The organism is Pseudomonas sp. AC247, assembly GCF_979258015.1.
The window spans coordinates 1,475,236-1,499,441 of sequence record NZ_OZ409829.1 but is presented as its reverse complement, the minus strand read 5'-3'; the positions used below and the strand labels follow the sequence as shown (position 1 = coordinate 1,499,441).

The 24,206-nt window shown below is 55.3% G+C and carries 15 protein-coding genes; 10 read left to right on the top strand and 5 right to left on the bottom strand.

Annotation, left to right across the window (positions count from 1 at the left end; genetic code table 11):
* Positions 1-239: 239 nt before the first annotated feature.
* The 4 genes from ACZZ0B_RS06965 (at position 240) to ACZZ0B_RS06950 (ending at position 4,635) form a co-directional block, all read left to right on the top strand.
* On the top strand, positions 240-1,052 hold the full coding sequence (locus ACZZ0B_RS06965; RefSeq protein ID WP_463544700.1) for an alpha/beta fold hydrolase: 813 nt from the start codon (positions 240-242) through the stop codon (positions 1,050-1,052).
* 296 nt (positions 1,053-1,348) lie between these two features.
* The gene (codB, locus tag ACZZ0B_RS06960) at positions 1,349-2,620 is read left to right on the top strand and encodes a cytosine permease (RefSeq protein WP_008085403.1); all 1,272 of its coding nucleotides are present in this window, start codon (positions 1,349-1,351) and stop codon (positions 2,618-2,620) included.
* Between the two features lie 15 nt (positions 2,621-2,635).
* A complete protein-coding gene (gene codA / locus ACZZ0B_RS06955; protein ID WP_463544699.1) occupies positions 2,636-3,871 on the top strand; it encodes a cytosine deaminase in 1,236 nt (411 codons plus the stop codon).
* 116 nt (positions 3,872-3,987) lie between these two features.
* A complete protein-coding gene (locus tag ACZZ0B_RS06950) occupies positions 3,988-4,635 on the top strand; it encodes a carboxymuconolactone decarboxylase family protein (protein WP_008085400.1) in 648 nt (215 codons plus the stop codon).
* Positions 4,636-5,604: 969 nt separating this feature from the next.
* On the opposite strand, the gene ACZZ0B_RS06945 is transcribed toward ACZZ0B_RS06950, so the two are convergent.
* Positions 5,605-6,585: a diaminopimelate epimerase gene (locus ACZZ0B_RS06945; protein ID WP_463544698.1), complete on the bottom strand. Its 981-nt coding sequence runs from the start codon at positions 6,583-6,585 to the stop codon at positions 5,605-5,607.
* A 239-nt stretch (positions 6,586-6,824) separates the two neighbouring features.
* Here ACZZ0B_RS06945 and ACZZ0B_RS06940 point away from each other — a divergent pair, with 239 nt between their 5' ends.
* Complete coding sequence (locus ACZZ0B_RS06940; protein ID WP_008085394.1) at positions 6,825-7,976, top strand: MFS transporter; 1,152 nt, start codon at positions 6,825-6,827, stop codon at positions 7,974-7,976.
* Between the two features lie 144 nt (positions 7,977-8,120).
* Here the strand turns inward: ACZZ0B_RS06940 and ACZZ0B_RS06935 are convergent, their stop codons facing one another.
* The 3 genes from ACZZ0B_RS06935 to ACZZ0B_RS06925 all read right to left on the bottom strand — a co-directional run bounded on the left by ACZZ0B_RS06935 (position 8,121) and on the right by ACZZ0B_RS06925 (position 12,209).
* Positions 8,121-10,547: a TonB-dependent siderophore receptor gene (locus tag ACZZ0B_RS06935; protein WP_463544697.1), complete on the bottom strand. Its 2,427-nt coding sequence runs from the start codon at positions 10,545-10,547 to the stop codon at positions 8,121-8,123.
* A 98-nt stretch (positions 10,548-10,645) separates the two neighbouring features.
* The gene (locus ACZZ0B_RS06930) at positions 10,646-11,629 is read right to left on the bottom strand and encodes a FecR family protein (RefSeq protein WP_463544696.1); all 984 of its coding nucleotides are present in this window, start codon (positions 11,627-11,629) and stop codon (positions 10,646-10,648) included.
* Between the two features lie 88 nt (positions 11,630-11,717).
* On the bottom strand, positions 11,718-12,209 hold the full coding sequence (locus ACZZ0B_RS06925; protein WP_463544695.1) for a sigma-70 family RNA polymerase sigma factor: 492 nt from the start codon (positions 12,207-12,209) through the stop codon (positions 11,718-11,720).
* A gap of 1,023 nt (positions 12,210-13,232) precedes the next feature.
* Here ACZZ0B_RS06925 and ACZZ0B_RS06920 point away from each other — a divergent pair.
* The 5 genes from ACZZ0B_RS06920 to ACZZ0B_RS06900 are packed head-to-tail and all read left to right on the top strand — an operon-like array spanning position 13,233 to position 19,721.
* Positions 13,233-13,871 (top strand): TnsA endonuclease N-terminal domain-containing protein, encoded by a 639-nt coding sequence (locus tag ACZZ0B_RS06920; protein ID WP_463544694.1) that lies wholly within the window; start codon positions 13,233-13,235, stop codon positions 13,869-13,871.
* A complete protein-coding gene (locus ACZZ0B_RS06915; RefSeq protein WP_463544693.1) occupies positions 13,852-15,801 on the top strand; it encodes a Mu transposase C-terminal domain-containing protein in 1,950 nt (649 codons plus the stop codon). Before ACZZ0B_RS06920 ends, ACZZ0B_RS06915 begins: the two co-directional genes overlap by 20 nt.
* 1 nt (position 15,802) lies before the next feature.
* Complete coding sequence (locus tag ACZZ0B_RS06910) at positions 15,803-16,738, top strand: TniB family NTP-binding protein (protein WP_463544692.1); 936 nt, start codon at positions 15,803-15,805, stop codon at positions 16,736-16,738.
* 14 nt (positions 16,739-16,752) lie between these two features.
* Positions 16,753-17,817: a TniQ family protein gene (locus ACZZ0B_RS06905; protein WP_463544691.1), complete on the top strand. Its 1,065-nt coding sequence runs from the start codon at positions 16,753-16,755 to the stop codon at positions 17,815-17,817.
* 14 nt (positions 17,818-17,831) lie between these two features.
* Positions 17,832-19,721, top strand: coding sequence for a TniQ family protein (locus ACZZ0B_RS06900; protein ID WP_463544690.1), 1,890 nt, complete (start codon positions 17,832-17,834; stop codon positions 19,719-19,721).
* 109 nt (positions 19,722-19,830) lie between these two features.
* Here the strand turns inward: ACZZ0B_RS06900 and ACZZ0B_RS06895 are convergent, their stop codons facing one another.
* Positions 19,831-24,126, bottom strand: coding sequence for an NACHT domain-containing protein (locus ACZZ0B_RS06895; RefSeq protein WP_463544689.1), 4,296 nt, complete (start codon positions 24,124-24,126; stop codon positions 19,831-19,833).
* Between the last annotated feature and the right edge of the window lie 80 nt (positions 24,127-24,206).

Genomic DNA, 24,206 nt, shown 5'->3' with positions numbered 1-24,206 from the left:
GCAACGAGACCGACACGGCAAATGCAGAACTAAAACAAAACTACTCAGCCTGAGCAAAAACAGCAAAAACAATACATCACAGATCATTACTGACATATTCAATGAACAATGAACATTTCCAGACAAACACTACTGAACAATGAACTTGCGTGACCTGACATCCAACACTTGATAAAACTTCAACACGCCAGCCTTGATTGATTATGCTAGTGGCTGAAAAACGCGAGGAGGACAGCCCCATGACGAACGGATTGCTGGATCAAGTCTTCGACTTCAACGGTCAGCCGGTGTGGCATGCGGTCCGTGGCGACGGCCCGCCGCTGGTGTTCGTGCATGGCACGCCCTTCTCGTCCTGTGTGTGGCATCGCATCGCGCCCTTCTTTTTCGCCACGCATCGTGTGCACTGCTTCGATCTGCTCGGTTATGGGCGCTCTGCAAAACCCGACGCCGATGTCTCCCTTGGCGTACAAAATCAATTGTTGGCGCAGTTACTCGATCACTGGGCTATTCAAAACCCCGACGTCGTTGCTCACGACTTTGGCGGTGCCACGGCGCTGCGCACGCACCTGCTCAACGGCAAGGATTACCGCAGCCTGACGCTGATCGATCCGGTGGCGCTGACGCCGTGGGGGTCGCCGTTCGTGCAGCATGTCCGCCTGCATGAAGCGGCATTCAGCGGCCTGCCCGATTACATCCAGCGCGCCATCGTGCCGACCTACATTCGCGGGGCGATTCACCGGGCGATTCCTGACGACGAACTCGCACCCTACGTTGAGCCATGGCTCGGCGATCCGGGGCAAGCGGCGTTCTATCGGCAGATTGCGCAGATGGACGAGCGCTATACCCGTGAAGCAGAAAACTTGTATCCGAGCATCCGCTGCCCGGTACAGATTCTCTGGGGTGAGCAGGATCAGTGGATTCCCATCGAGCGTGGCCGAGCGTTACATAAAATGATCCCGGGATCACAATTCCACCCGATTCCCAACGCCGGCCACCTCGTCCAGGAAGACGCTCCCGAGGCCATCGTCGCCGCCCTGCTGCGCTTTCTCTGACCTTGATCGTTCCCACGCTCTGCGTGGGAATGCCTCAACGGACGCTCCGCGTTCGGCTTTGGGTGGGACGCGGAGCGTCCCGGGCTGCATTCCCACGCAGAGCGTGGGAACGAGCAAAAAACAAAATCAAAAGATCGCAGCCTGCGGCAGCTCCTACATTGGGCTTGGGGGTGTTCGGGTGCACTGTTTTCGCGCCGACTGGCGTGTCTCGTCTATACATAACCCGCGCCACCCGGCATTTGGCACGACCACTGCAACCCTCCCCCGCGTCTTCCCTTTTCAGCAAGGACCGCCCCATGACGCAGCACGCCCCCGGCAACGATTACCCCCTCAGCGAAGTACCGATGCATGCGCGTAAAGGCCTGGCCTCTACGGCGATGGTGTTACTGGGCTTCACGTTTTTCACCGCGACCATGTTTGCCGGCGGCAAGCTCGGCGTGGCGTTCAGTTTCGGCGAGATGATGGCGGTGATCATCGTCGGCAACCTGCTGCTTGGGTTGTATGCCGCAGGTTTGGGTTACATCGCCTTCAAAAGCGGCCTCAATTCGGTGTTGATGGGGCGTTTTTGCTTCGGCGAAGTCGGCAGCAAACTCAGTGACTTGATCCTCGGTTTCACCCAGATCGGCTGGTACGCCTGGGGCACCGCGACCGCTGCGGTGGTGCTCGGCAAATACTTCGAGCTCGATGAGGGCACCGTGCTCGGGCTGATGGTGCTGTTCGGTCTGGTGTTCTGTGCCACGGCTTACGTCGGTTATCGTGGGCTGGAGATTCTGTCGTACATCGCGGTGCCGGCGATGATGTTGCTGCTGATGCTGTCGATGTGGGTGGCGACAGTGAAAGTCGGCGGCTTCGAGGGTTTGCTCAGCGTCGTACCGAGCGGTTCGCTGGACTGGTCGACGGCGATTACTCTGGTATTCGGCACCTTCGTCAGCGGCGCAACTCAGGCGACCAACTGGACGCGCTTCTCGCGCTCAGCGCGTGTCGCGGTGCTGGCCAGCCTGATCGGTTTTTTCATCGGCAACGGTTTGATGGTGCTGATCGGCGCGTACGGCGCCATCGTCTATCAACAACCCGACGTGGTTGAAGTGCTGCTCCTGCAAGGTTTCGCCATGGCCGCGATGGCCATGCTGTTGCTGAACATCTGGAGCACTCAGGACAACACCATCTACAACTTCGCCGTCGCCGGTTGCAACCTGCTGCGCACCGGTCGGCGCAAGACCGTGACCCTGGCCGGCGCGGTGATCGGCACCCTGCTCGCGCTGCTCGGCATGTACGACATGCTGGTGCCGTACCTGATTCTGCTCGGCACAGTGATCCCGCCGATTGGCGGGGTGATCATGGCCGACTTTTTCTACCGCTGGCGCGGGCGTTATCCGCGCCTGGCCGACGCACGGCTGCCAGCGTTCAACTGGCCGGGCCTGGGGGCTTACGCGGTCGGTACCGTCGCCGCGTTCAGTTCGCCGTGGGTCGCGCCGCTGGTAGGGATCGCCGCTGCCGCGCTAACGTATGTCATCGTCACCGGCGCGCTCGGCGCTCGCAGCGCAGCCGCGCCACTACAAGACTTATAAAAAAGGATTCGCCTGATGCACATCATCAACGCCCGTTTGCGCAACCAGGAAGGTTTGCACGAATTGCACCTTGAAGACGGCCTGATTCGCAGCATCGCCCGGCAGACCGAAGCGCCGACACTGGGCCCCGACGACCTCGACGCCGGCGGCAATCTGGTGGTGCCGCCCTTCGTCGAGCCGCACATTCACCTCGACGCCACCCTCACCGCTGGCGAACCGCGCTGGAACATGAGCGGCACGCTGTTCGAAGGCATCGAATGCTGGGGCGAGCGCAAGGTCACCATCACCGAAGAAGACACCAAGACCCGCGCAAAGAAAACCATCCAGACCCTCGCCGCGCACGGTATTCAGCACGTGCGCACCCACGTCGACGTCACCGATCCACAACTCACCGCACTGAAAGCCATGCTCGAAGTGCGCGAAGAAAGCCGTCACCTGATCGACCTGCAAATCGTCGCGTTCCCACAGGAAGGCATCGAGTCGTTCCGCAATGGCCGCGAGTTGATGGAAGAGTCGATTCGCATGGGTGCTGACGTGGTTGGCGGCATTCCGCATTTCGAATACACCCGCGATCAAGGCGTCAGTTCAGTGAAGTTTCTGATGGATCTGGCCGAGCGCACCGGTTGCTTGGTCGACGTGCATTGCGACGAGACCGACGACCCGCATTCGCGCTTTCTCGAAGTGCTCGCCGAGGAAGCGCGCAGTCGTGACATGGGCGCCCTCGTCACCGCCAGCCACACCACGGCGATGGGCTCCTACGACAACGCCTACTGCGCGAAACTGTTCCGCTTGCTCGGGCATTCCGGGATCAGTTTTGTCTCCTGCCCGACCGAAAGCATTCACCTGCAAGGCCGCTTCGACAACTTCCCGAAACGCCGTGGCGTGACCCGCGTGAACGAGTTGCTCGAAGCCGGGATGAACGTGTGTTTCGGCCAGGATTCCATCGTTGATCCGTGGTATCCGCTGGGCAACGGCAACATCCTCCGAGTGCTTGAGGCGGGTCTGCACATCTGCCACATGCTCGGTTATCGCAATCTGCAAAGTGCGCTGGACTTGGTCACTGACAACAGCGCCAAAGCGATGCATCTGGGCGAGCGCTATGGGCTGGAACAGGGGCGCCCGGCGAACCTGCTGATTCTGTCGGCGGACAGTGATTATGAGCTAATCCGCAGCCAGGGTTTGCCGCTGTACTCGATTCGCGCCGGCAAAGTGCTGATGAAACGGACGATGCCGGTGGTGGAGTTCGTCTAAGGTGGAGAAACCGGCGTCGCCATGACGCCGGCAACCCCCTGCGATGGATGCTCCTTCATGCTGAAGTTCGTGCGTAGTTGATTAGCCGCCATCCTCAATTACTTGAGGATTTTCCAATGAACCACACACCCTCGCCCATGGCCTCGCTGTACCACGAAGGCCGACAGACGTTTACCGAACTTGTACCCGACGGCGGCGCTCGGCTCGATGCGCTGTTTCACACCGTGCCCGCGCTGGGTGAATTGGCGGTTGGGGTGGTTTACGGGCATTTGCACGCGCGCCCTGGCCTCGATCCGCGCCTGCGGGAAGCGGTGTCGTTTGCAGCCATTGTGGCGTCGGGCATGGTCGGCCCGCCATTGAGTGTGCATCTTAAGACAGGGCTGGCCTCGGGGTTGGCCCCCGGTGAAATGACTGAGGTGCTGTTGCAGGCCTCGGCATTCGCGGGGTTTGCGCGGGCGGTGAGTGCGGCGGAACAACTCAATCGGCTGTTCGACGAGTCTGGGTTGGCATCACCGCCGGCACCGACACCCCGTGAAATCGCGTTGGAATTCTGTGAGCAAGTGCGCGGCGGGCACGCGCCGATGCCGGTCAGTGCAGCGGTGAAACGCCTGTTGAAACATGCGCGGCAGCTGGCATTGCAGGCCAGTTCGGCGCACGCGGTGATTGTTGAATGTTTCGAGGATGAGCCGTCGCCCCGCGCATTGCTGCGGCTAGAAGTGCAGGGTGAGCAGGTGGTGTCGGTGACGTTGTTCAAGGCGCACTGACGCGGTGTCCTGGCGGGCCCCATCGCTGGCAAGCCAGGCTCCCACAGGGTTTGGGGGGTGAACACAAAAACCCGGTACACCAATAATCCACTGTAGGAGTGAGCCGGACCACCCTTCAAATCATATGTTGCCTGACTCACCGCCATCGCGAGCAGGCTCACTCCTACAATGGTTCAGAGGTGCACACAAATAATGTGGTCGCCGCAAAACCCTGTGGGAGGCCAGTTCGGCGCACGCGGTGAATGTTGAATGTTGAATGTTTCGAGGATGAGCCGTCGCCCCGCGCATTGCTGCGGCTAGAGGTGCAGGGTGAGCAGGTGGTGGCGGTGACGTTGTTCAAGGCGCACTGACGAGGTGTCCTGGCGGGCCCCATCGCTGGCAAGCCAGGCTCCCACAGGGTTTGGGGGGTGAACACAAAAACCCGGTACACCAATAATCCACTGTAGGAGTGAGCCTGCTCGCGATAGCGGACCACCCTTCAAATCATATGTTGCCTGACTCACCGCCATCGCGAGCAGGCTCACTCCTACAATGGTTCAGAGGTGCACACAAATAATGTGGTCGCCGCAAAACCCTGTGGGAGGCCAGTTCGGCGCACGCGGTGATTGTTGAATGTTTCGAGGATGAGCCGTCGCCCCGCGCATTGCTGCGGCTAGAGGTGCAGGGTGAGCAGGTGGTGTCGGTGACGTTGTTCAAGGCGCACTGACGAGGTGTCCTGGCGGGCCCCATCGCTGGCAAGCCAGGCTCCCACAGGGTTTGGGGGGTGAACACAAAAACCCGGTACACCAATAATCCACTGTAGGAGTGAGCCTGCTCGCGATAGCGGACCACCATTCAAATCATATGTTGCCTGACTCACCGCAATCGCGAGCAGGCTCACTCCTACAATGGTTCAGAGGTGCACACAAATAATGTGGTCGCCGCAAAACCCTGTGGGAGCCTGGCTTGCCAGCGATGGCAATTGTGAATTCAGCCGATCAACCGCGCCGTACCAAACAACCTGACGCGCACCCGCTCGCCGTCGATTGCTTCCAGCAGAATCGGTGCCGTGCCACCGGGCATGACCACCTGCACTTCTCCGGCTTCGACCCAACCCACCCGCCATGCCGCACACGCTACCGCACTGGCGCTGGTGCCTGATGACGCCGTCGGCCCTTCGCCACGCTCGAAGACCCGCGCGATGATTCGCTGCGCAGACTCACGCACCGCCCATTGCAGATTGACGCCCGCCGGACACGGGTCGCCAGCGCCGGTCGGCATGGCATAAGCGATCTGTGTCAGGCCTTCATTCAGTGGCGATTCACGCATTTGTTCGTTACTCGGCAAGGCTGACTTGTCGCCAAGCAGCGTCACGCAATGTGGATTGCCGATGCGCACAAATTGGCTGTGCGACCAGGTGGGATCAAGTGCCGCCAATGGCTGAATTCTGCTGACCTTCCGGCCATTGAAATCAACATTTTCAACGCTCTGCGCATCCACCGCGCACGGCCCAAAATCCGCTTGACCGAGGTCGAGCCAGAAGCCTTTCACGCCTTCGACTTCGGCAGGTTTCACCGACGTTTCCACCGCCTCACCTTTATCGTGATGAACGCGCAGCAACGCGCCCTGCTCTGCCAGCAAACCTTGCTCGGTCAGCGCCTGGGAAAATATCGTCAGACCGTTGCCACTGCGCTCGGCGAGGGTGCCATCGGTGTTGACGATCAACACATCGAACGGCGGCGAGGTCTGGAACGGGCCGATCAGCAGGCCGTCGCTGCGGTGGGATTTGCTGTTGGCTGGGCGCTTGCCATCGGGCCAGTCGCAGCAGCGTTTGATAGCGGCCTCAGTCCAGGACTGGCGCAAGGATGCGCACTCGGCAGCGCTGGCAGGCAGATCAATGCCCGCCTCGCGCAAGGCTTGCGGCGAAACCACACCGTAGATATTGCCCCGCGCATCATAAAACTGCGTCATCACTCGTAATCCCTGCAACCGAAAAAACCCACTGTAAACCGCATTCCCCTGTAGGAGCTGCGGAACGCTGCGATCTTTTGATTCTGATCTTGAAAACAAAGATCAAAAGATCGCAGCGTGCCGCAGCTCCTACAGGAGAAGGTAGGATGTCGTCTGTACTTCCTCGAATGACGGGCGATCGAACCTCGACGCCGTATCACTGTCCTTCGGGGACGCGAAGTTTTTTGCCAAGGATTGATATGACCAGCCTCAACGCCCAAGACACCTTCGTCCCCGGACGCCTGCAACAGATGTCCACGCGCATCGCCTTTTTCATTGCCGGGCTCGGCATCGCGGCGTGGGCGCCGTTGGTGCCGTACGCCAAGGCGCGCGCCGGACTGGATGAGGGCACGCTCGGTCTGTTGCTGTTGTGCCTGGGGGTCGGTTCGATTCTGGCGATGCCGCTGGCGGGGATTCTCGCGACGCGTTTCGGCTGTCGGCGCGTGGCCACGGGCGGCACGTTGTTGATTTGCGCGGCGTTGCCGTTGCTGGCGACGGTGTCGTCGATCCCGGCGCTGATTGCCACGCTGTTCATGTTCGGCGCCGGGCTCGGCACGGTGGATTCGACGGTCAACCTGCAAGCGGTGATCGTCGAACGGGCCAGCGGCAAGAACATGATGTCGGGCTTTCACGGCTTGTTCAGCCTCGGCGGAATCGTCGGCGCGGCGGGCGTCAGCGCCTTGCTCGGCCTTGGCTTGACGCCGCTCACCGCCATGCTGGTGGTGGTCGTGGTGCTGATCGCCGCGCTGTTCAAATGCGTGCCGCACATGTTGCCCTACGGCAGTGAAAGCTCGGGCCCGGCTTTTGCCATTCCCCACGGCATCGTGCTGTTCATCGGCGGGATGTGCTTTATCGTCTTTCTCACCGAAGGCGCGGCGCTGGATTGGAGCGCGGTGTTCCTGGCGCAGGAGCGCGGGATCGACACGGCCTATGCCGGATTGGGTTACGCGGCATTCGCGTTGACCATGACGGCGGGACGCTTGATGGGTGACCGGATTGTGCGGATCGTCGGCGCCACGCGGATCATTCTGTTTGGTGGGCTGTTGGCGGCGGCGGGTCTGTTTCTGGCAACGTTCGCACCGAGCTGGGAAGCGGCGCTGGTCGGTTATGCGCTGGTCGGCGCCGGCTGTTCGAACATCGTACCGGTGCTGTACACGGCGGTTGGCAAGCAGACGGTGATGCCGGAAAGCATCGCGGTGCCGGCGATTACCACGTTGGGTTATGCGGGGATTCTGGCGGGGCCGGCGGTGATCGGCTTTGTCGCGCATGCCAGCAGTTTGAGCTTTGCCTTTGGGCTGATGGCGGTGCTGCTGGTTGCCGTCGCGATTGGCGGGAAAGTCCTGAAAGTCTGAAGCAAAAGATCGCAGCCTGCGGCAGCTCCTACATGAGATCGTTCCCACGCTCTGCGTGGGAATGCCTCAATGGACGCTCCGCGTCCGCTTTTGGACGCAGAGCGTCCCGGGCTGCATTCCCACGCGGAGCGTGGGAACGATCAGTTAAAAACCAACACTCGCCTGCACAAAGAACGTGCGCGGCGCCCCCACGTACATCCCCGAATTGTTATCGCTGGAACGGGTGAAGTACTGCTTGTCGAAGATATTCTTCACCCCCGCGCCCAACTTCAAATTCGACACCTGCGGCCCGAAGTCATAGCCGCCACGCACGTTCCAGGTCACGTAACCGGGAATATCGCCGTACTGCCCGTCCGCCGTGCCTTCGGTGATGTAGTTGCCGTTGAAGCTGCCATCGGCATTCACCCCGGTACCCGGCGAACGCTGTTTCGACTGGGCGAAACCGTCGATGTTGTAGGTCCAGCGGTTGATGTCGTAACGCAAACCCACCGTCGCCACCTGACGCGAATAGAACGGCAGATCACGGCCCTTGAAGCCCGGAATTTCACCTTCATACGTTGCGCGGGTGTAGGTGAAACCGGCGTTGGCGGTCAGGCCATCAAGACGCGGATCCAGCGCCGCCATGTCGTAATGCACCGACGCTTCAAGGCCCTGGTGTTTTGTCGCACCGAGATTCGTCCAGCCGACGTCGTTGCTGATGTATTGCAGTTCGTCATCGAAGTCGATGTAGAACAGCGTCACTTCACCGCCCCACACATCGTCGTTGTAGCGCGTGCCGATTTCGTAGGTCTTGGCCTTTTCCGGCTCCAGGCCGTTGGCGGTCTGGTCACCCGAACCGCCCTGCCCCAGCTGAAAATACTGCAGGCTGCCGAACGAGGTTTCGTAGTTGGCGAACAGTTTCCAGGCGTCCGACAGGTGATACATCACGCTCAGCGCCGGCAGCGGTTCATTGCTTTCGATGCTGCGGTTTTTCTCCGGCACGCGTTTGCCGGCGGTGTCGAGCACGGCGCGATCGTGCCAGTCAGTGCTGATGTGTTCGAAGCGAATGCCGGGCGTGATCGTCCAGTTGCCAACGTCAATCTTGTTGTCGACGTAGACCGAGTTAGCCTCGGTGCCGCCGGTACGATCCTGGAAGACGTGACCGTCAGACGTCGGCGTTACCACCGGCTGATTGTTGACCAGCGCCAGACGGCTCGACTGCTCGTGCATAGCCTCTTTCAAATAGCGATAACCGACGCTGACTTCCTGGCTGGTCGGGCCGACATCGAACACTCGCGACACCCGTGGCTCGATGCCCAGCGTGTAGTAGGAACGCGGGTACGAGCTGAGGGTTTTCTGGTCGCGGGCGGCGATGGTGCTGCCGCGAAAACTGTCGGTGTAGTAGGTCAGCACTTCGGCCTGGGTGCGCTCGTCAATCTGGCGAATCCACTTGAACGACACGTCTTTGCGGCGACCGCTGAATTGGTCGTAGTCGCGCACCGAGTCGTACGGTTTGTCGTCGTACTGCTTTTGCGTCAGACCGCCGGGCATGTCGGCGCTGGCGTCGTAGTAGTGGAAGTTGAGGCTGAAATCGTCCTGATCGGTCGGCGCCCAGTGGGTCTTGAGCAGCACGTCGTCGATGTCGTTGCCGTTGTTGCGCTCGCGGTAACCGTTGCCATTGACGCCGGAATACAACAGCGCCACGCCCATGCCGTTGTCGGCGGTGCCGCCAAGGAACGCGCTGTCGATGTGTTTCCAGCCGCCGTACTGGGTGGTTTCCAGCGTGGTGCCGATTTCACCGGTGGCTTTTTCCGGAATCGCGCGGGTGACGAAGTTGATCACGCCACCAACGTTCTGCGGCCCATAACGTACCGAACCGGCGCCACGGACGACGTCGATGCTGTCGAGGTTACCGGAGGAAATCGGCGCCATCGACAGTTGCGGCTGGCCGTAAGGGGCGAACGCGGCGGGCACGCCGTCGATCAAGACAGTCGAGCGCGGCGACAGGCGCGAGGTCAGGCCACGCACACCGACGTTGAGGGAAATATCGCTGCCGCCGGTACCGTTGTTGTCCTGCACCTGCACGCCCGGCACACGCTTGAGCACGTCGCTGACGTTCATCGCCCCTTGCTCGACCATCGCTTCGCGGCGAATCACCGTGCGTGCGCCGGGGTGGTTTTGCACCACGGCGGCGTCGGCATCACCGAGCCAGTCGCCGACCACTTTGATGTCGGTGACGCCCAGCTCCAGCGGGCCGTTGCCGGCGGCGGAAGTCGTCGCGGGCGACAGCGTTACCGAGCCTTCGTTGATCTGATAATCCAGACCGCTGCCTTGCAGCAACTGGCGCAGCGCTTGTTCCGGCGAGATGTCGCCATCGACCGCCGGGGCCTGTTTGCCGGCAACCAGATCGGGGCTGAAAAACACTTGCAGCGAAGTTTGCTGGCCCAGCTCACTCAGGGCCTGCCCCAACGGCTGGGCGCGGATATGAATCGCTTCGCCAGCAAACGCCAGCGGCATCGCCGCATTGACCGCCAACGCGAGGGCCAGCGGTAACCAAGGGGATTTTTTATTGTGGGCAGTGGTGGTTTTCACGTCGTACGTAGTCCTGTGGATCGCAAGAGTGTGCGGCTGTTAATGCAAACCAGTTGCAGTTGAACAGGAAGACGATGAACTCGAAAAAAACCTGAATTTTATTTTGAAATTATTTCCTGGCTGCCGTCCGCATGGGTGCGAACCGCCACCGGCAGGATGCTCGGCAAGGCTTTGAGCAAAGCCTCGGTGTTATCGGATTTGAACACGCTGGTCAGGCGCAGGCTGGCCACGGCGGGGTTGCTGACCGTCAGCGGCTTCTCGCGATAACGTGACACTTCGGCGGCTACTTCGCTGAGGCTGGCATTGTTGAAGACCAGTTTGCCGCTGCGCCACGCGGTCAGTTCCGCTGGGTTGACCGCATAGGCTGCGGCGACTTTGCCCTGCGCATCAACGTAAGTGCCGAGGCCGGCAGTCAGACTTATGAATTCATTGTCCGGCGCATTGTGCCCCTGCACTTTCACCGTGCCCTGCTCCACCGCCACGCGGGTTTGCGTGACGTCGCGACGCACATCGAATCGCGTGCCGGTGACCGTCACCTTGCCGCTGCCGGCCTCGACCACGAACGGTCGTGAGGTATCGTGCTCGACACTGAACATCGCCTCGCCTTCGCTCAATTCGATCAACCGGCGATCTTTTTCAAAGCGCACCTGCAAGCGGCTGCGACTGTTCAGATCGATCACCGAACCGTCCGGCAGCGCTACGTGTTTGCGCTCGCCCAACGCCGTGCTGAATTCGGCGCTATAACCGCCCGGATGATTCAAACCGCTGAACAAGCCGAGACCGAGTGCCACCGCCACCACACTGGCGGCCACGGCATAACGCAACAACGGCCGCCGTTCGCGGCGCGGCGGCGGCGTTTCAACCAGCGCCTTGAGGCGCGGCGCCGGCAACAAATCAGCCGCGGTCCACAGCCCCTGCAGCAACTGAAATTCGTCGCGGTGCTGCGGATGCTCATTCAGCCAGGCGTCGAAGCGCTGCTGCTCGTCGGCACTCACGGCCGGCTCCTGCAAACGCACAAACCAGCGCGCCGCGTCATCGCGCACGGTGGTTTGCCCGCACGCGCAATCACGAGTATCCATCATGGAATGTCCTGTCCGGCCGGGAATATAAAGACACACAACCCCCTGTAGGAGCTGCCGAAGGCTGCGATCTTTTCGCCATAACGCCCATTCACGACTGCAACCCGTCCAGGCGATCACGCAAATGCCGCAGGGTGCGGATCATATACTTTTCGACCATGTTCTTGGACAACCCCAGGCGATCGGCGATTTCCGCCTGGGTCAGCCCTTCGATCTTCTGCCAGACAAAAATCTTCCGGCAGTTGACCGGCAGTTCGCCGAGCGCCCGTTCGATGGAATCGGCCAACTGGATCGCATGCATGTAATGCTCCGGGTCGCCGGACGACGACGCACTGTGATCGATCGCCTCCGACTCCATGGCACCCCGCCGATCCTCACACCGATAACCGTCGACCGCGATATTGCGCGCGGTCTGATGCAAATACGCCCGAGGCTGCTGCACCGTCGCCGAATCGGATTCGAGCACCCGCACAAAAGTGTCGTGCGCCAGATCCTCGGCCTGCGCGCGATTGCGCAGGCGCCGGGTCCAGGTGCCGATCAACTCTTCGTAATGCTCGAAAAAGCCGGGTCTGCGGGGACGCATGGGGGATTGGGCGGTGTGCTGAAGAAAGGGGCGTGAATAGTAATGCTTCCTATTAAGCCCGGCAAATCATTCCAGCCTGGTGGCGACTGTAGGTTTTCAAAAAAGATGGCAAAAATGGCAAATAAATGATCCAGACAGCCTATCTAACTAATTGTTTTCTTTAACGAAGCTCTCCACATGGAATGCGATAAAAGGGGTGAAAGCTTGCTTCAGCAGCGTGCTGAAAAGGGGTTTCAGCATTGCTGAAGATCTACAAAAAATTCTTCATCTTGGGCAAGCGGCTGCTCTTAGATAAGTAGCGAACCTTAATGTGCACTGCACATTGCACACTGCGCATTCGAATATCTATAAATACTTAACAAAATTCCGCCAGACACTTACTTATAAAAATACTTTTTACAAAAAAATAAATCTAACAACCTCGAAATAATTATTGTCATCGCGAATTTTATTGAATTAAGATTCGACCTTATCGGCGCGCCGAACCACCTCAGAAATACACTTACGTGTTATCGGCTTCGTAGTCAGGCGCAGAAATATACTTACGCGTTATCAACCCAAAGGCAGATGCCGGAATACACTTACGTGTTATGCACAGGAAGAGTATCTAAAGAGCTTTACACTTACACGTTATTGAACCCCTGATAGATTCAGGAAATTATAACTACGTGTAAAAATTGGTTAGCAAGACACTCTGGTTTTGCCGGAGGTTATGAGCCGTTCGTCATAAAAACGAAAAAAGCCAGAAATGAGTTTTAGACTCACTACCTAGCTTCAAGAGAGGAGGTACCAGAATGTAAAACGCGGCCAACCTTGAGGGGTTAAGACCGCGACGAAAAAAAAATGAAGCAACTACTAGTGTGGTGCTCGTAGTTTCTTCCATTTTTTCGTCGTCTGTCAACCCCCTCCCATAACTTCGATTTCAGCGAGGCTACTCGACGGGAAAGTGTTGCCTGTCGAAAGCCTCAAACCCAATGCACTTGTCGAGCGTTGTGTAGACGCACGCTCGTGAGGGAGTTGCAGATGCCTGTACGAAAAGTCGTAACGCGAAGGTCCAACCATTTCAGGGGATTTCACCCGTCACGTAAAAATGGACTGCCTATTGCTTGGGAATCCCAGTTGGAAGCTAGCTTCCTTCGTTTGCTAGAGCTTTCCCCTGAAGTCCTGACATATGAAGTCCAGCCGTCATTAGAAGTATTTTCCATGGACGACAGCGAAACCAAATATATACCGGACGTACGCGTCAACTTTGTCGATGGGACGACCGTGTGGTTTGAAGTTAAACCATCGATGCGCCTTCTCAACCATAAGGTGACGCTGAAAACCAAGGCGATACAAGCTCACTTCGAAAGTACGGAGCGCACATTTCATATTGCGACAGAAAAATTAATTCTCGCGATGCCAATGGCAGACAACCTTCTAACGCTGATGTACCACCGGCGCGGAGAGGATGTATCGGAAGCGTACAGTGAAAGCTTGAGTTCTAAGTTTAACAGCAATTCTCCTCAGACTCTGGCTGACTTGATTGAGCTATTGGGTGCGCAAGAAGCATGGCGATTATTGGGTTTGGGTTACATAGGTATAGATCTGAGAAATCCTATTTCCGCCTCGACTCCAATCTTCCTGAGCGGAGGTCATCGCCATGAAAACCTTTTCGCTTAAACCGTCCCTTGTGATAATCCATGAAGATCGAGCTATGCGCTTCATGGGGAAAAGCATAAACCACAAACTTATCTTCAAGGACGAATACGGAGAACCTATTATCTTCTCCGAGAGAGAATTTTATAGTCTTTTCAATGAACGAAAGATCACCATCGATCAAAATCAGCCTCACCTGGGCAAAATCCCATACGTTCGTAATGTCGCTCCAGATTTGACGTGTTTTCCGAAACATCACTCGGAAGAGGCGGTGCGACGTAAACGCTATCTCGATGCAGCAAGTTTTGAAGGCGAGTTACCTAGTAGAAAAGAACTGAATAAACAGCTTCCGGTGATTGCCAAGAAGCTTGAAGACCCGAAGGGAGCCCCTTCAGCGATTACGTTTAGACGCTGGTATTACAAAGCGAAAGGTAACAGCATTGTTGCTTTAGTACCTCTGCACACAAAAAAAGGTCGAGCAGCAGTATTCACTCCTGAGCTAGAGGACTTGCTCCTAGATGTTCTAAATACGATTTATTTTAAACCCGAGTCGGTACCAATTAAGCATGTTTACGAAGAATTCATTCGTCGGACCCTCGAATACAACAAGGATAAATTGCCCTCCGTACAGCTGAAACACATTTCTGAATCTACTGTTCGACGCTATATCGAAAAGCTCGACCCTTATCAGGTCGAAGTCAAAAAAAATGGACGGCATGCGGCAGATAAAAAATTCTCGAAAGCGGTTGGACAGCTTACCGTCAACAATATTCTTGATCGTTGGGAAATTGACCATACGGCACTCGATGTAATGGTGGTGGATCCAGTTACAGGCCGGGTGATTGGACGCCCTAACCTCACTGTCGTAATAGATCGCTACAGCAGGATGATCATGGCGTACTGGATTCACTTTGCCGCAGCCAATACGGAAAGTGTTTTGCGCGTGATAGAAAGAGCGATTACTCCCAAAGCATCTTGGCTCGCGAAATTTCCTAAGGTGATAAATGAATGGCCAGCTCGCGGCCTCCCCTTGCGTATTGTTCCTGATAACGCTGCCGAATTTCACGCTGACAATCTGGTGATCGCATTTACGGAAATGGGTATCGAAATAATGTTCCCACGCTCTAGGGGCCCTCAAATGAAAGGTGCTGTCGAGCGTTTTTTTAGAACGCTAAATATGGGTCTCATTCATACGCTTCCAGGCACAACCTTTTCAGATGTCAAAAAACGCGGTGATTACATTCCTGAAAAGCACGCGTGCCTAACGTTACAGGCCCTAGAGTCAGCCCTTATTAAATGGATAGTCGATATCTATCACCAAACACCACACAAAGGGCTTGGTTTGAAGACCCCCATGGCATTCTGGAAAGCCGTGGAGCCATCTCGTGTCATACAGATGCCAGCAGATCTTGACGCCCTTGAGACCGCGTTATCGCACAGAAAAATTTCGACTATACAAGCGTATGGCATACAACTGTCCAACAACTTTTATCACTCTGATGAGCTCGCCAGCTTACGAATTAGATTGGGCGAAGAAAAAAAGGTCCAGATTAGATATCGCGACGAGCTCGGTCACATTTGGGTACACGATCCTTTCCGCAACGTTTTTTTTGAAGTTCCTGCTAAGGACAAACGACTCGTAGGTATGAGCCGGGACTTATACAGGGTTGCGACAAAAGCAGCTAAATTCGAAAACGTAAGCAGTATAGATCGAGAGGCCATTCAGCGCGCATACCATCAACTCCGTGTAGATATAGAAGAGGAGCGTCGCTCTAACAAACTGCGTACTCGACGTGACGCTGCAAAAAAAGAGGCTACTTTGAATAAAAATTCTAGCAGCCAACCCATAGCAGCACCTTCACCGAACTCCTATGAATATCCTTTTGTGGAAAATGATAACGACGAAACTCCGTCGATGTTCCCTGTTCAATCATTTTCCCCAATGGAGGTGTGACATGAGTCTGACACCAGCCACCGGAGAGACCTCCAGGCTAAGCAACCATTTCATTACCACCCCTCAGATCGAGCGAACTTCGGCCCGAGTATATGAAGTTATCGATGATACAAGAGCCTCTGGAAAGGCGAAAGGACTTGTCATTTGTGGACCCAGCGGCGCTGGTAAAAGCACCATGATCAAAAAGATCATAAAGGATCGTCGCATTGAGGTCGCTGATGGTAATGAGTTTAAGACCATTTACATGGACATACCCTCAAAGCCCACCACAAAATCGATGGGGGAAGCGTTTCTGGAAGCTCTACAAGATCCTTTTGCGAGAAAGCATGGCCACTCGGCGGAGTTCAAATTGCTTCGAATTGTGGGCTTAATTAAGGCAATCGGAACTGAGCTAATAATTTTCGACGAAGTCCAACACATCGTTGAGTATCGCCGAAACACTGAAGAAACAAGCAAATGGATCAAGTATTTAATGAACCACACCGGTGTTGCTGTGATCCTTATAGGCATGCGAGAAACTCAAGAAATCTTGAACAATGACCAACAATTGCGCAGGCGTTTTTCCGCCACTATTGACTTTGACAGATTCAAAACCAGCAACTCTTCCTCAAACTACTTCTCCTCGCTACTCAAAACCCTGGAGACCATTATCAAAGTTAAGTCCGTCAGCCTCACAACCAGCGAAATGCTGCAGAGATTCTACTACGCCTCTTACGGGCTCATAGACTATCTGATAAAGATACTTGATCGCGCAGTATTTCTTGTTATGAAAAACAAACTGGAGGGAATTACCCTAGAGGTGCTTTCCCAGGCATTTGTCGACGAAGTTTGGAGTGACGCAAAGGACAACCGCAATCCTTTCTCCTCTCAGTTTAACTTCCGCTCCCTTATCGGGCGCAACGAACCTTTCTATAAAGTTGACAAGGATCAACAATAACGAGGAGCGCCACCATGCTTTATAAAAGCGCTGAACACGTCGACCAACAATTAATAATATTGAGAGAGCAAAATGAGGCCAGAGAACTTGCCGCAATGCTTAGAATGCACGCCGCAAATGAGGTGCCTGCACCACCCACCATCAATTTATTGATCAAAACCAAGCTTTTTCCTTGGGAAAGCCTTGAAAGCTTACTCTTCCGTGTATCTACGTTGAATCACCTTTCAGGTATCTCCATTCTGCAGCGTGCACTCATGCTTCCGGAAAATGGGGTGATGTCGACTACGCGACACCTGCAGTTAGGCGTAGCGCTAGGCCAGGACCTGAGAGCACTATCTCCAACCATTCCAACCCTAATGAGCAAATCGACGATTAGGCTGCAGGGGCATCTGTTACCGATCAAGCACCTCGCGCTCAGTTCGTCCCGCGTGTGCCCACATTGCGTGGAAGAACTTGGATACGGGAAGTCATATTGGTCGTTAGCCCCGTTTTCCGTCTGCGAGACTCATAAATGTATGCTGATCGACAGTTGCCCTGCATGTGAAAAGCCGTTATCAGCAACACGCCCCGCTTACGATCGTTGCTCGTGTGGCGCACGTTACTCAAAAATGTACTCAACTGACTGTTCTGAGCCGCTACAAGAGATGGGCAGCATCATTGCGGCCAAATTTACCAGGCAACCTATTGCTGATGGCAGTCGCTTTTATCCGGATGAAGTTCTTTCGATGGAGTTGCTTGACGTACTGGAGTTGCTGGCGTTTCTAGCTGCTCTGTCAGAAGACCCGGGTACGACGTACCTGGACTTAAACCGTAAAGTCGTGAGCCTAAAACTTTGTCATCGGCGCTGTAAAAAGGCGACCAGCGCACTATCGGACTGGCCGAATGGTTTCCACAGGCTACTAGCCTCCACTCGAAGTTTTAGGTCGTACAACGAGACGGCCGCCACTGTATACAACAGCATTTCTCACGTCATTGGCGCGATCCCTGCAGGGACGCAACGAAAGTGGTGCCGCTTTATTCTGTCCGGCGTGGAGAGCTTTTTGAGTAAGCGAGAATCGTGGAGCCATTCTTCTAATTAGAGGAGAGCGTACCGATGTTCGGCCTAACAGTTGACCTGAGTGTTATTCCTGGCGAAAGCCTGACGAATTTCCTGCAACGAGTAGCTGCCGCCAACTTTTTAAAGTTAACAGATCTCGTGGCACACTTTAGGGATTCTACAGGGCCGAACATTTTTCCGGACTCACTGCTCCCAACAACGTGGAGATCAGCCTATGAGCACCTGACATCTCAAACCACTAACAAAACGTGGTCTTGTCTAAATCCCAAAATTTGCACCTCCTGTTTTTCGGAGCATCAACAAATCAAGGAGCCCTGGGACCTGACACTAAACACAGTCTGCGCTTCACATAACATTTTGCTCAGAGATCGGTGCCACCACTGCGCAAGTCCATTCAACCTCCAAACCATCGAATGCCAAAAATGTCTGCGTTGTGGTGCCTCAATCTTTAACTGTGCAACAGCGCACGACATCGCCTCTCAAGAGGCGGTGTGGTTGTGTTGTGAATTTGAAAAGCGACTGAGGGGCACCTACTCCCACTGCGGCTCCCCCATCGACCAATTGGATGCCCTGGATCTTCACTGCATTACAATGTGGTTAGCAGACCTTGGAAGCATCGCTGAAAATGCCTTTTCAAAGAGAACCAACAACCTGCGTCAGGTAGAGAGCGTTTATCTCATGACCGCGATGGCCGGCCGACTTTTGTCGGACTGGCCAGCTTCACTTCATTGCTCACTTCAAAAACTGGATGCCCTTATTGCTACCTCCAAGAGGAATTCAGCGGCGAGACATGCAGATCGTTTGAGAATGAACATCTATGAAGGACTCACGAGCCACGCCTTTGATTTTGTTCGTTCTGAGCTTGAAACGCATTCACTTCATCCAGACTCCACCCGAGGCAATTCGCATCTCGGCTTCCATTTACCCAGTGAGTCCCGGCAACTGGTTTCTTTGGAGGTCGCTTCAAAGGCACTCAACCTTGACGTACAACTGCTTAAACGGTTGATCGCCGAAGGTGAACTTCTCAGCTACAAAGGCATCTCTGCATGCGGCAACAAAACGATTGTCGTCGATCTGATACAAGCTAGACAGCTCGCCGCTACCCTGCCTCCTTTGTTGAATATTGCGCAAGCCGCCAATCAACTAAAGCTGCCAATTAGCACCATCAAAGTGCTGTGCAAAAACGGCTGTTTTACTTGCCGAGGTGGTCGGCCCGCTGCAGGACAATCGTGGTGGATCGATACAAACTCGTTCGACATCTCCAAAGCATGCCTCAAACACCGACGACCAAGCACGAGCACCCTCTCCTTGAGTGATGCACTTCGTCATCCCTTCCTGTCAGGGGAATGGGTAATTCACCTTTTTGAAGCAATTCAGGAAGGCACCTTATCCGTCTCAATCAAAGCAAAATCGGATGCCAGTGTGATTGGAGAGTGGCGACTGGGAAGTAATGAATGGCAGGCCTGGCTCAGCGCGCATATAAGTCAAATGACTGCTTCTCAATCGCTAAGCGTTCCACAGGCTGCCGAAATTCTCCATATTGCAAACGACGTCGCCTATACCCTCATTCGTTACGGGCTGCTGAATTCGACCGTTGAACTCAAAAACGGTGTTGCATCACAACGGATCAATTTGGATGCGATCGAGAACTTCAAGCAATCCTACATTTTGGGAAATGAGCTTGCCAAAACCCTCTGTTTAACCTCAAGGAAGACGGCCAGTCACATGAAGAAGCTGGGTTTGGTACCCGTCGCAGGCCCCTTCTCAACTCCTCTGAAATGTCGGCAATACGTCTGGCAGAAAGATGCATTCTTAGAAAGCAACGACCGCAGCCCATGTAACGACTCTCATCGAAAAAAGCCGCCTTCCTCAGGGTTGCCCGGGAGGCTGCTCGGTATATCAAGGAACGAGACTTTCCACGGTTAGACAAAGCGGACCAGCTAATGGCATCCGCTTAATCCAATGAACTAAGTCATCTCAATGACCCGACTGTGGTCGCTTTTTTCTTGCGAAACACCCTCTCTTCCTCGATTTATCAAGACTTGGGCGCAGCACCTCCACCTCGCTTGGTAAGGTCAATACCGATGACCTTGATATCCTCAACATTGGGGTACTGGGGCGCCAGGGTTTCCCAATGCTGTTGCAGGGCAGTGACGAGTGCATTGAAGGAAACCCGCTTACTGCCAAGGGGAGCCCAGGTCTTTTTGCCCCCGTGATTGACTAATAAAAAGATCCCGCAACTCGATCGAACGTCTCGTAGATAGTCACCGCATAGCTGGTTCTCGAGGCGCTCGAAAAGCTGAGATCCAGTCCACTTATCCGCGAGCTTCAGTTCTACTGGGACGGGTCCATCAAACACACTGCTTTGGACCCTGAAATCAGGTCGTTTGTCGTCCGCAAGCTGCTCCTCTTGCGGAATGACATATCTCCCTGCTGCGCGATCGCGACACCAGTTGCCTATGAATTTGCGAATAGAGGTTTCTTGGCTAAACGGTATGAGAATCTCCGCAATGCTCGAGTCGCCATTCTCCAAGTCGTGTTTGAGGTCGCAAAGTCGATCAATGGCAAGGTTCCAGAGATCTCGATGATTGGATGGCGTGCTTTCCAGCGCCTCGTGAAACTCTACAACCTTCGTGGGCTCCCATGGAGGCGTCCTAGCATCTGCCGTAGCTTTCTGCTCAGCGTAAAAAGCGCTCCAAGCTCGAAGACGTTCTGCAGGGTGCTCACGAGCGATTTCTCCCAAAGCGAGAAAGGCTTCCTTGCCAGGAGTTTCTCGAATAAAAGCTAAAAGTGCGTCTCGAGCATCCTGAGCGTCATCTCTAAGGCCTGGCGAGTACACTCCTTTGCCAGCACGGTCGATGTCATCAGCCATACGAACGTGGGTGTGGATCAGCAGGTACAGAGACTTCGCATGCTCGACCGTTTTGTAGCTCTGCCGACACCGGCTGGCAAACCGGTTGCCCACAATGACCGTTAAGCAAAGCATGGCGAAATTCGCCTTATCCTCGTCACAGGAAAGTGTATCAAGACGAGCCGCCAATGCCGGAATAGCATGGGCAGGATCCACACCTATCCACACTGCAAACCATGTGGGAGCAATTTCTGGATTGATCTCTTCAGTGGCTCGCGTACTCGCAAGCGTGGCCAAGACTTCATCTTCTATAGGGGAGTCCTGAGCAATGCTCAAGGCTAGCTGAAGTGCCTCCAGGCTTTTCATTGGGCTTTCGAGACGCGCCAATAGCAGAGCAGCGAGCGACTCATACATCCAGCCCCCACCCCAGCGCACTTTTCGCAATATGTAGTAGTCGAAGGACTCCGTGTGCTCTGCTTCGAGCTCGTATTCAATTTCTCGCCATACAACCTTGAGGACCGACTCAGGGAAGCGCCCAAACAACTTCGAAAACCACTCAGGGAAACCGTTGAGCTCCAGTAGGCCGTAACGAGTTGCGCACTCGACATCTTCAGCAGAAAGCTGCGAGAAACACACGGGCTCTTCTTTGGTTTCAATGGCAATTCCCATCAGTCCAAAAATCACCTGATATGGCGTTGAGTTGACGACTGCACCCTCCGAGGGCAGCGTAGGGCGGTAACCACGCCAAAAGCTGATGGCGCCTTCGCGAAAGGCTTGAGCAACGGGCAAGCCGAACTCCCCTATGAGCGACTGCCAATCGCCACTGCCCCAGGTGTTTGATGCTGGCGAGCCCTCTTGCATCCGATCCACCAAATACGCTTGGCTATGAGTCATCACGCCCGGCTCATTGCTGTTTAATCTCTCAACGTCTGCAGCGAGACCGTTCCTCCAAGAACGACGGTGGTCTTCTTCCAGAGCTTGTCGCTGAGCTGCTTCTTCCTGCCACTGCGCCTGTTTTAGCTCCCATTCCTGGACTACTCGCTTCGGTGGGTTTCTAAGCGTTTCTAACTTTTCGGATAGCTGGGGATCGAGCCCGGCAGCCCTCTCCAGCTGCTTCTCCCAAGAAGTCGGGCGGTCATTTTCCGCGTAGATATGAAATGCCAGGCTGAGCGCCATGAGACGATCTTCCGTGGCCGAGCGGCTGAAGATGTCTTCGCAGACGAGATCGAAATTCTCTCTATTAAATGACCAGAATGGTTGGAAGCCGGTCAACTGCCAGACGTTAACCACTGGTTCTCCGCGATGGACGTTACCTTTACGGGCCAGTGCAACGTCATGCCAGAACAATTGATAGTCGAGTTGCGGCCAAGCCGGCACAATTTTTCTGAGACTGTCGGAAAGCTCACGAGCGTTCAGCTCATCATAAATCTGTGCTTGAGGAAGCATGCACAAAATCGACAGCACGGACGCGTCGAGCGTAAAGGCATCTCTCGCCTCAAGGAGACGCAGTATCGCCCTGCCAGCCATCTGCGCAAGCCAGCCATATTTTTTGGAAATAGTGCAGATACCGAGCTCAACAATCGGAGGCTTGCCCAAAAGTATGCTGAGCCCGCGGATGATTGCTGGAAGGCTCTCCTGGGGGCAGTCTGTGGCCAAGGTGGAAAGCTCGGATGCCAGCTTGTCACCACTACTGTAACGCGGTTTCTTGGCGGATCGCTCGACTGCCTCCAGCAACCATCGTATCCATTTTTCGTCGAACGGAAGGTTGTCCAGCATTTCGGCTAGCCAGTCGCGATTAATGTCACCGGTTTCTGCCAACAGTGCCTCGCGCACATGCTCGATATCTTCAGGTGACCCTAGATCGATGACTGCGCGAATTGCTGCAAGTCGGCTGTGCTTATTCTTCGCACTGAGAGCGAACTGCTTTGCTTCGCACAGTGCACCCACGACCTCCCCTTGCCATATCATTCTCAGCAGGAACCAAACAATGTCGTCGTTGGTGCGGTACTGCTGCAGCAGCTCTCTAATGTCTTGGGTGAGGTCGGTGTGAGCAAATCGTTGGACAGCCGAATAGTCGGTTAGCCCCCAGCTATGGGCTGGTTGCGCTAACTGCTCGCATGCTTTGGTCAAGACGCTGCGCCTCGTACTCAGAGGAAGCTGGCCTGGATCACCACCCTCAAAGAATACTTCCGGGGCGACCCGAGCCAACCGGGCGCAAACGCGCGCGTCCAGTAGCGCCAGCCACGGCAAAATTGGACGCATCGTTGGGTCGATGACTTCAAGCCCATACTGAGTGCGGAAAAACAGGTTCTCGATTCTGACACGAGATGCTTCGTCCAGAATTAGCTGATGTAACCACTCAGCAGTCAAATACTCTCGAACAGAGCGGTGATGGAAGCGAACCGTGCCGTAAATGCCTTCGTCGAAAACCGGGCGGCTCAGCAAAGCGGCGCACTCTCCATCATCCCAGTGCTTGAGCACTGCCCGAATGGGAATTCCTTTTTTGTTGTCCTCACCGTCAGGGACGCGAATGGCGGATGTCTGCCCCAGCGTTGTCGCTGCTGCAATGAGCCGAACACCTTCCCTTAGTTTCTCCGCAGAAATGGGCCGGAGTTCCGAGCGATTCTGGTCACGCTCTTCAAGGCGACGCTCGATACTGCTCTTCATCAGTTCAAAACGCGTTCCGATACGGTGGTGCTTGTGCCAAAAATCGACCAACTCCACAAAGTCCTGTGGGCGCGTGGTAAGAGACCATGCTTCCTTACGTTCTACCTCAGTACGAAACGCTTTGATGTCCTGGACGCCAGTGGCACTCAAAAAGCGATCGATCTGCTCTCCATGAATGTCGTCTAAGGTGACTAGGAGGAACGGGGCGTGTGGCTCTGCGTTGGTTTGAGCCAAAGTGTCCTGAGCATGCACTCCTTGCACCTCATCTATCCGTGAGGTGTCTGGCTTGTAAGGAAATACTTGTTTACAGAGCAAAAGATCCGTCCTAGCCCTCCACGCTGTGCTCCGACCCGTGATTAGAATGTGCGCTTGCGAACCAATGTCTTTGGTCAATAACCCAACCTTCCGGATCGCAAGATCGAAATCCCGAGGATCACGCAGCCGAGCTTCATCTACTGAATCCATGAGCAGCCAGCCCTCCGCGCCGGATGCACGCCAGCTCTGAAATTCCTCGAACGTACCTTCTTCGAAAGCACCCTCTAAGAATTCCCGGACGTATTCGATCCGAAGGAAGAAAGCGGATTTACCTTCACTACGAAGCTGTCGTGCGACATTTCGGATTTCCGCAGTCTTACCTGAACCCGCCTCCGACAGCACAATCACTCGGTGATGCCTGAGCAAATCAGGCCATTGCAGCGCCCCCTGTCTCCCCGGTCTGACGCTAAGACCCGTATCGTCGCTAGCGTCGGAGTCGAGAATGATTTTGGAAAAGGTGCGCTCGAGGGAAATGAAGGCGTCCAGGTGCCCAGTCATAGCAAAATCTCAAGAGGATGAAGAGGAGCCGAGTGTGGCCCGTCGAAACCTTCCCATCCTACATGAGCTGCCTCTTACTC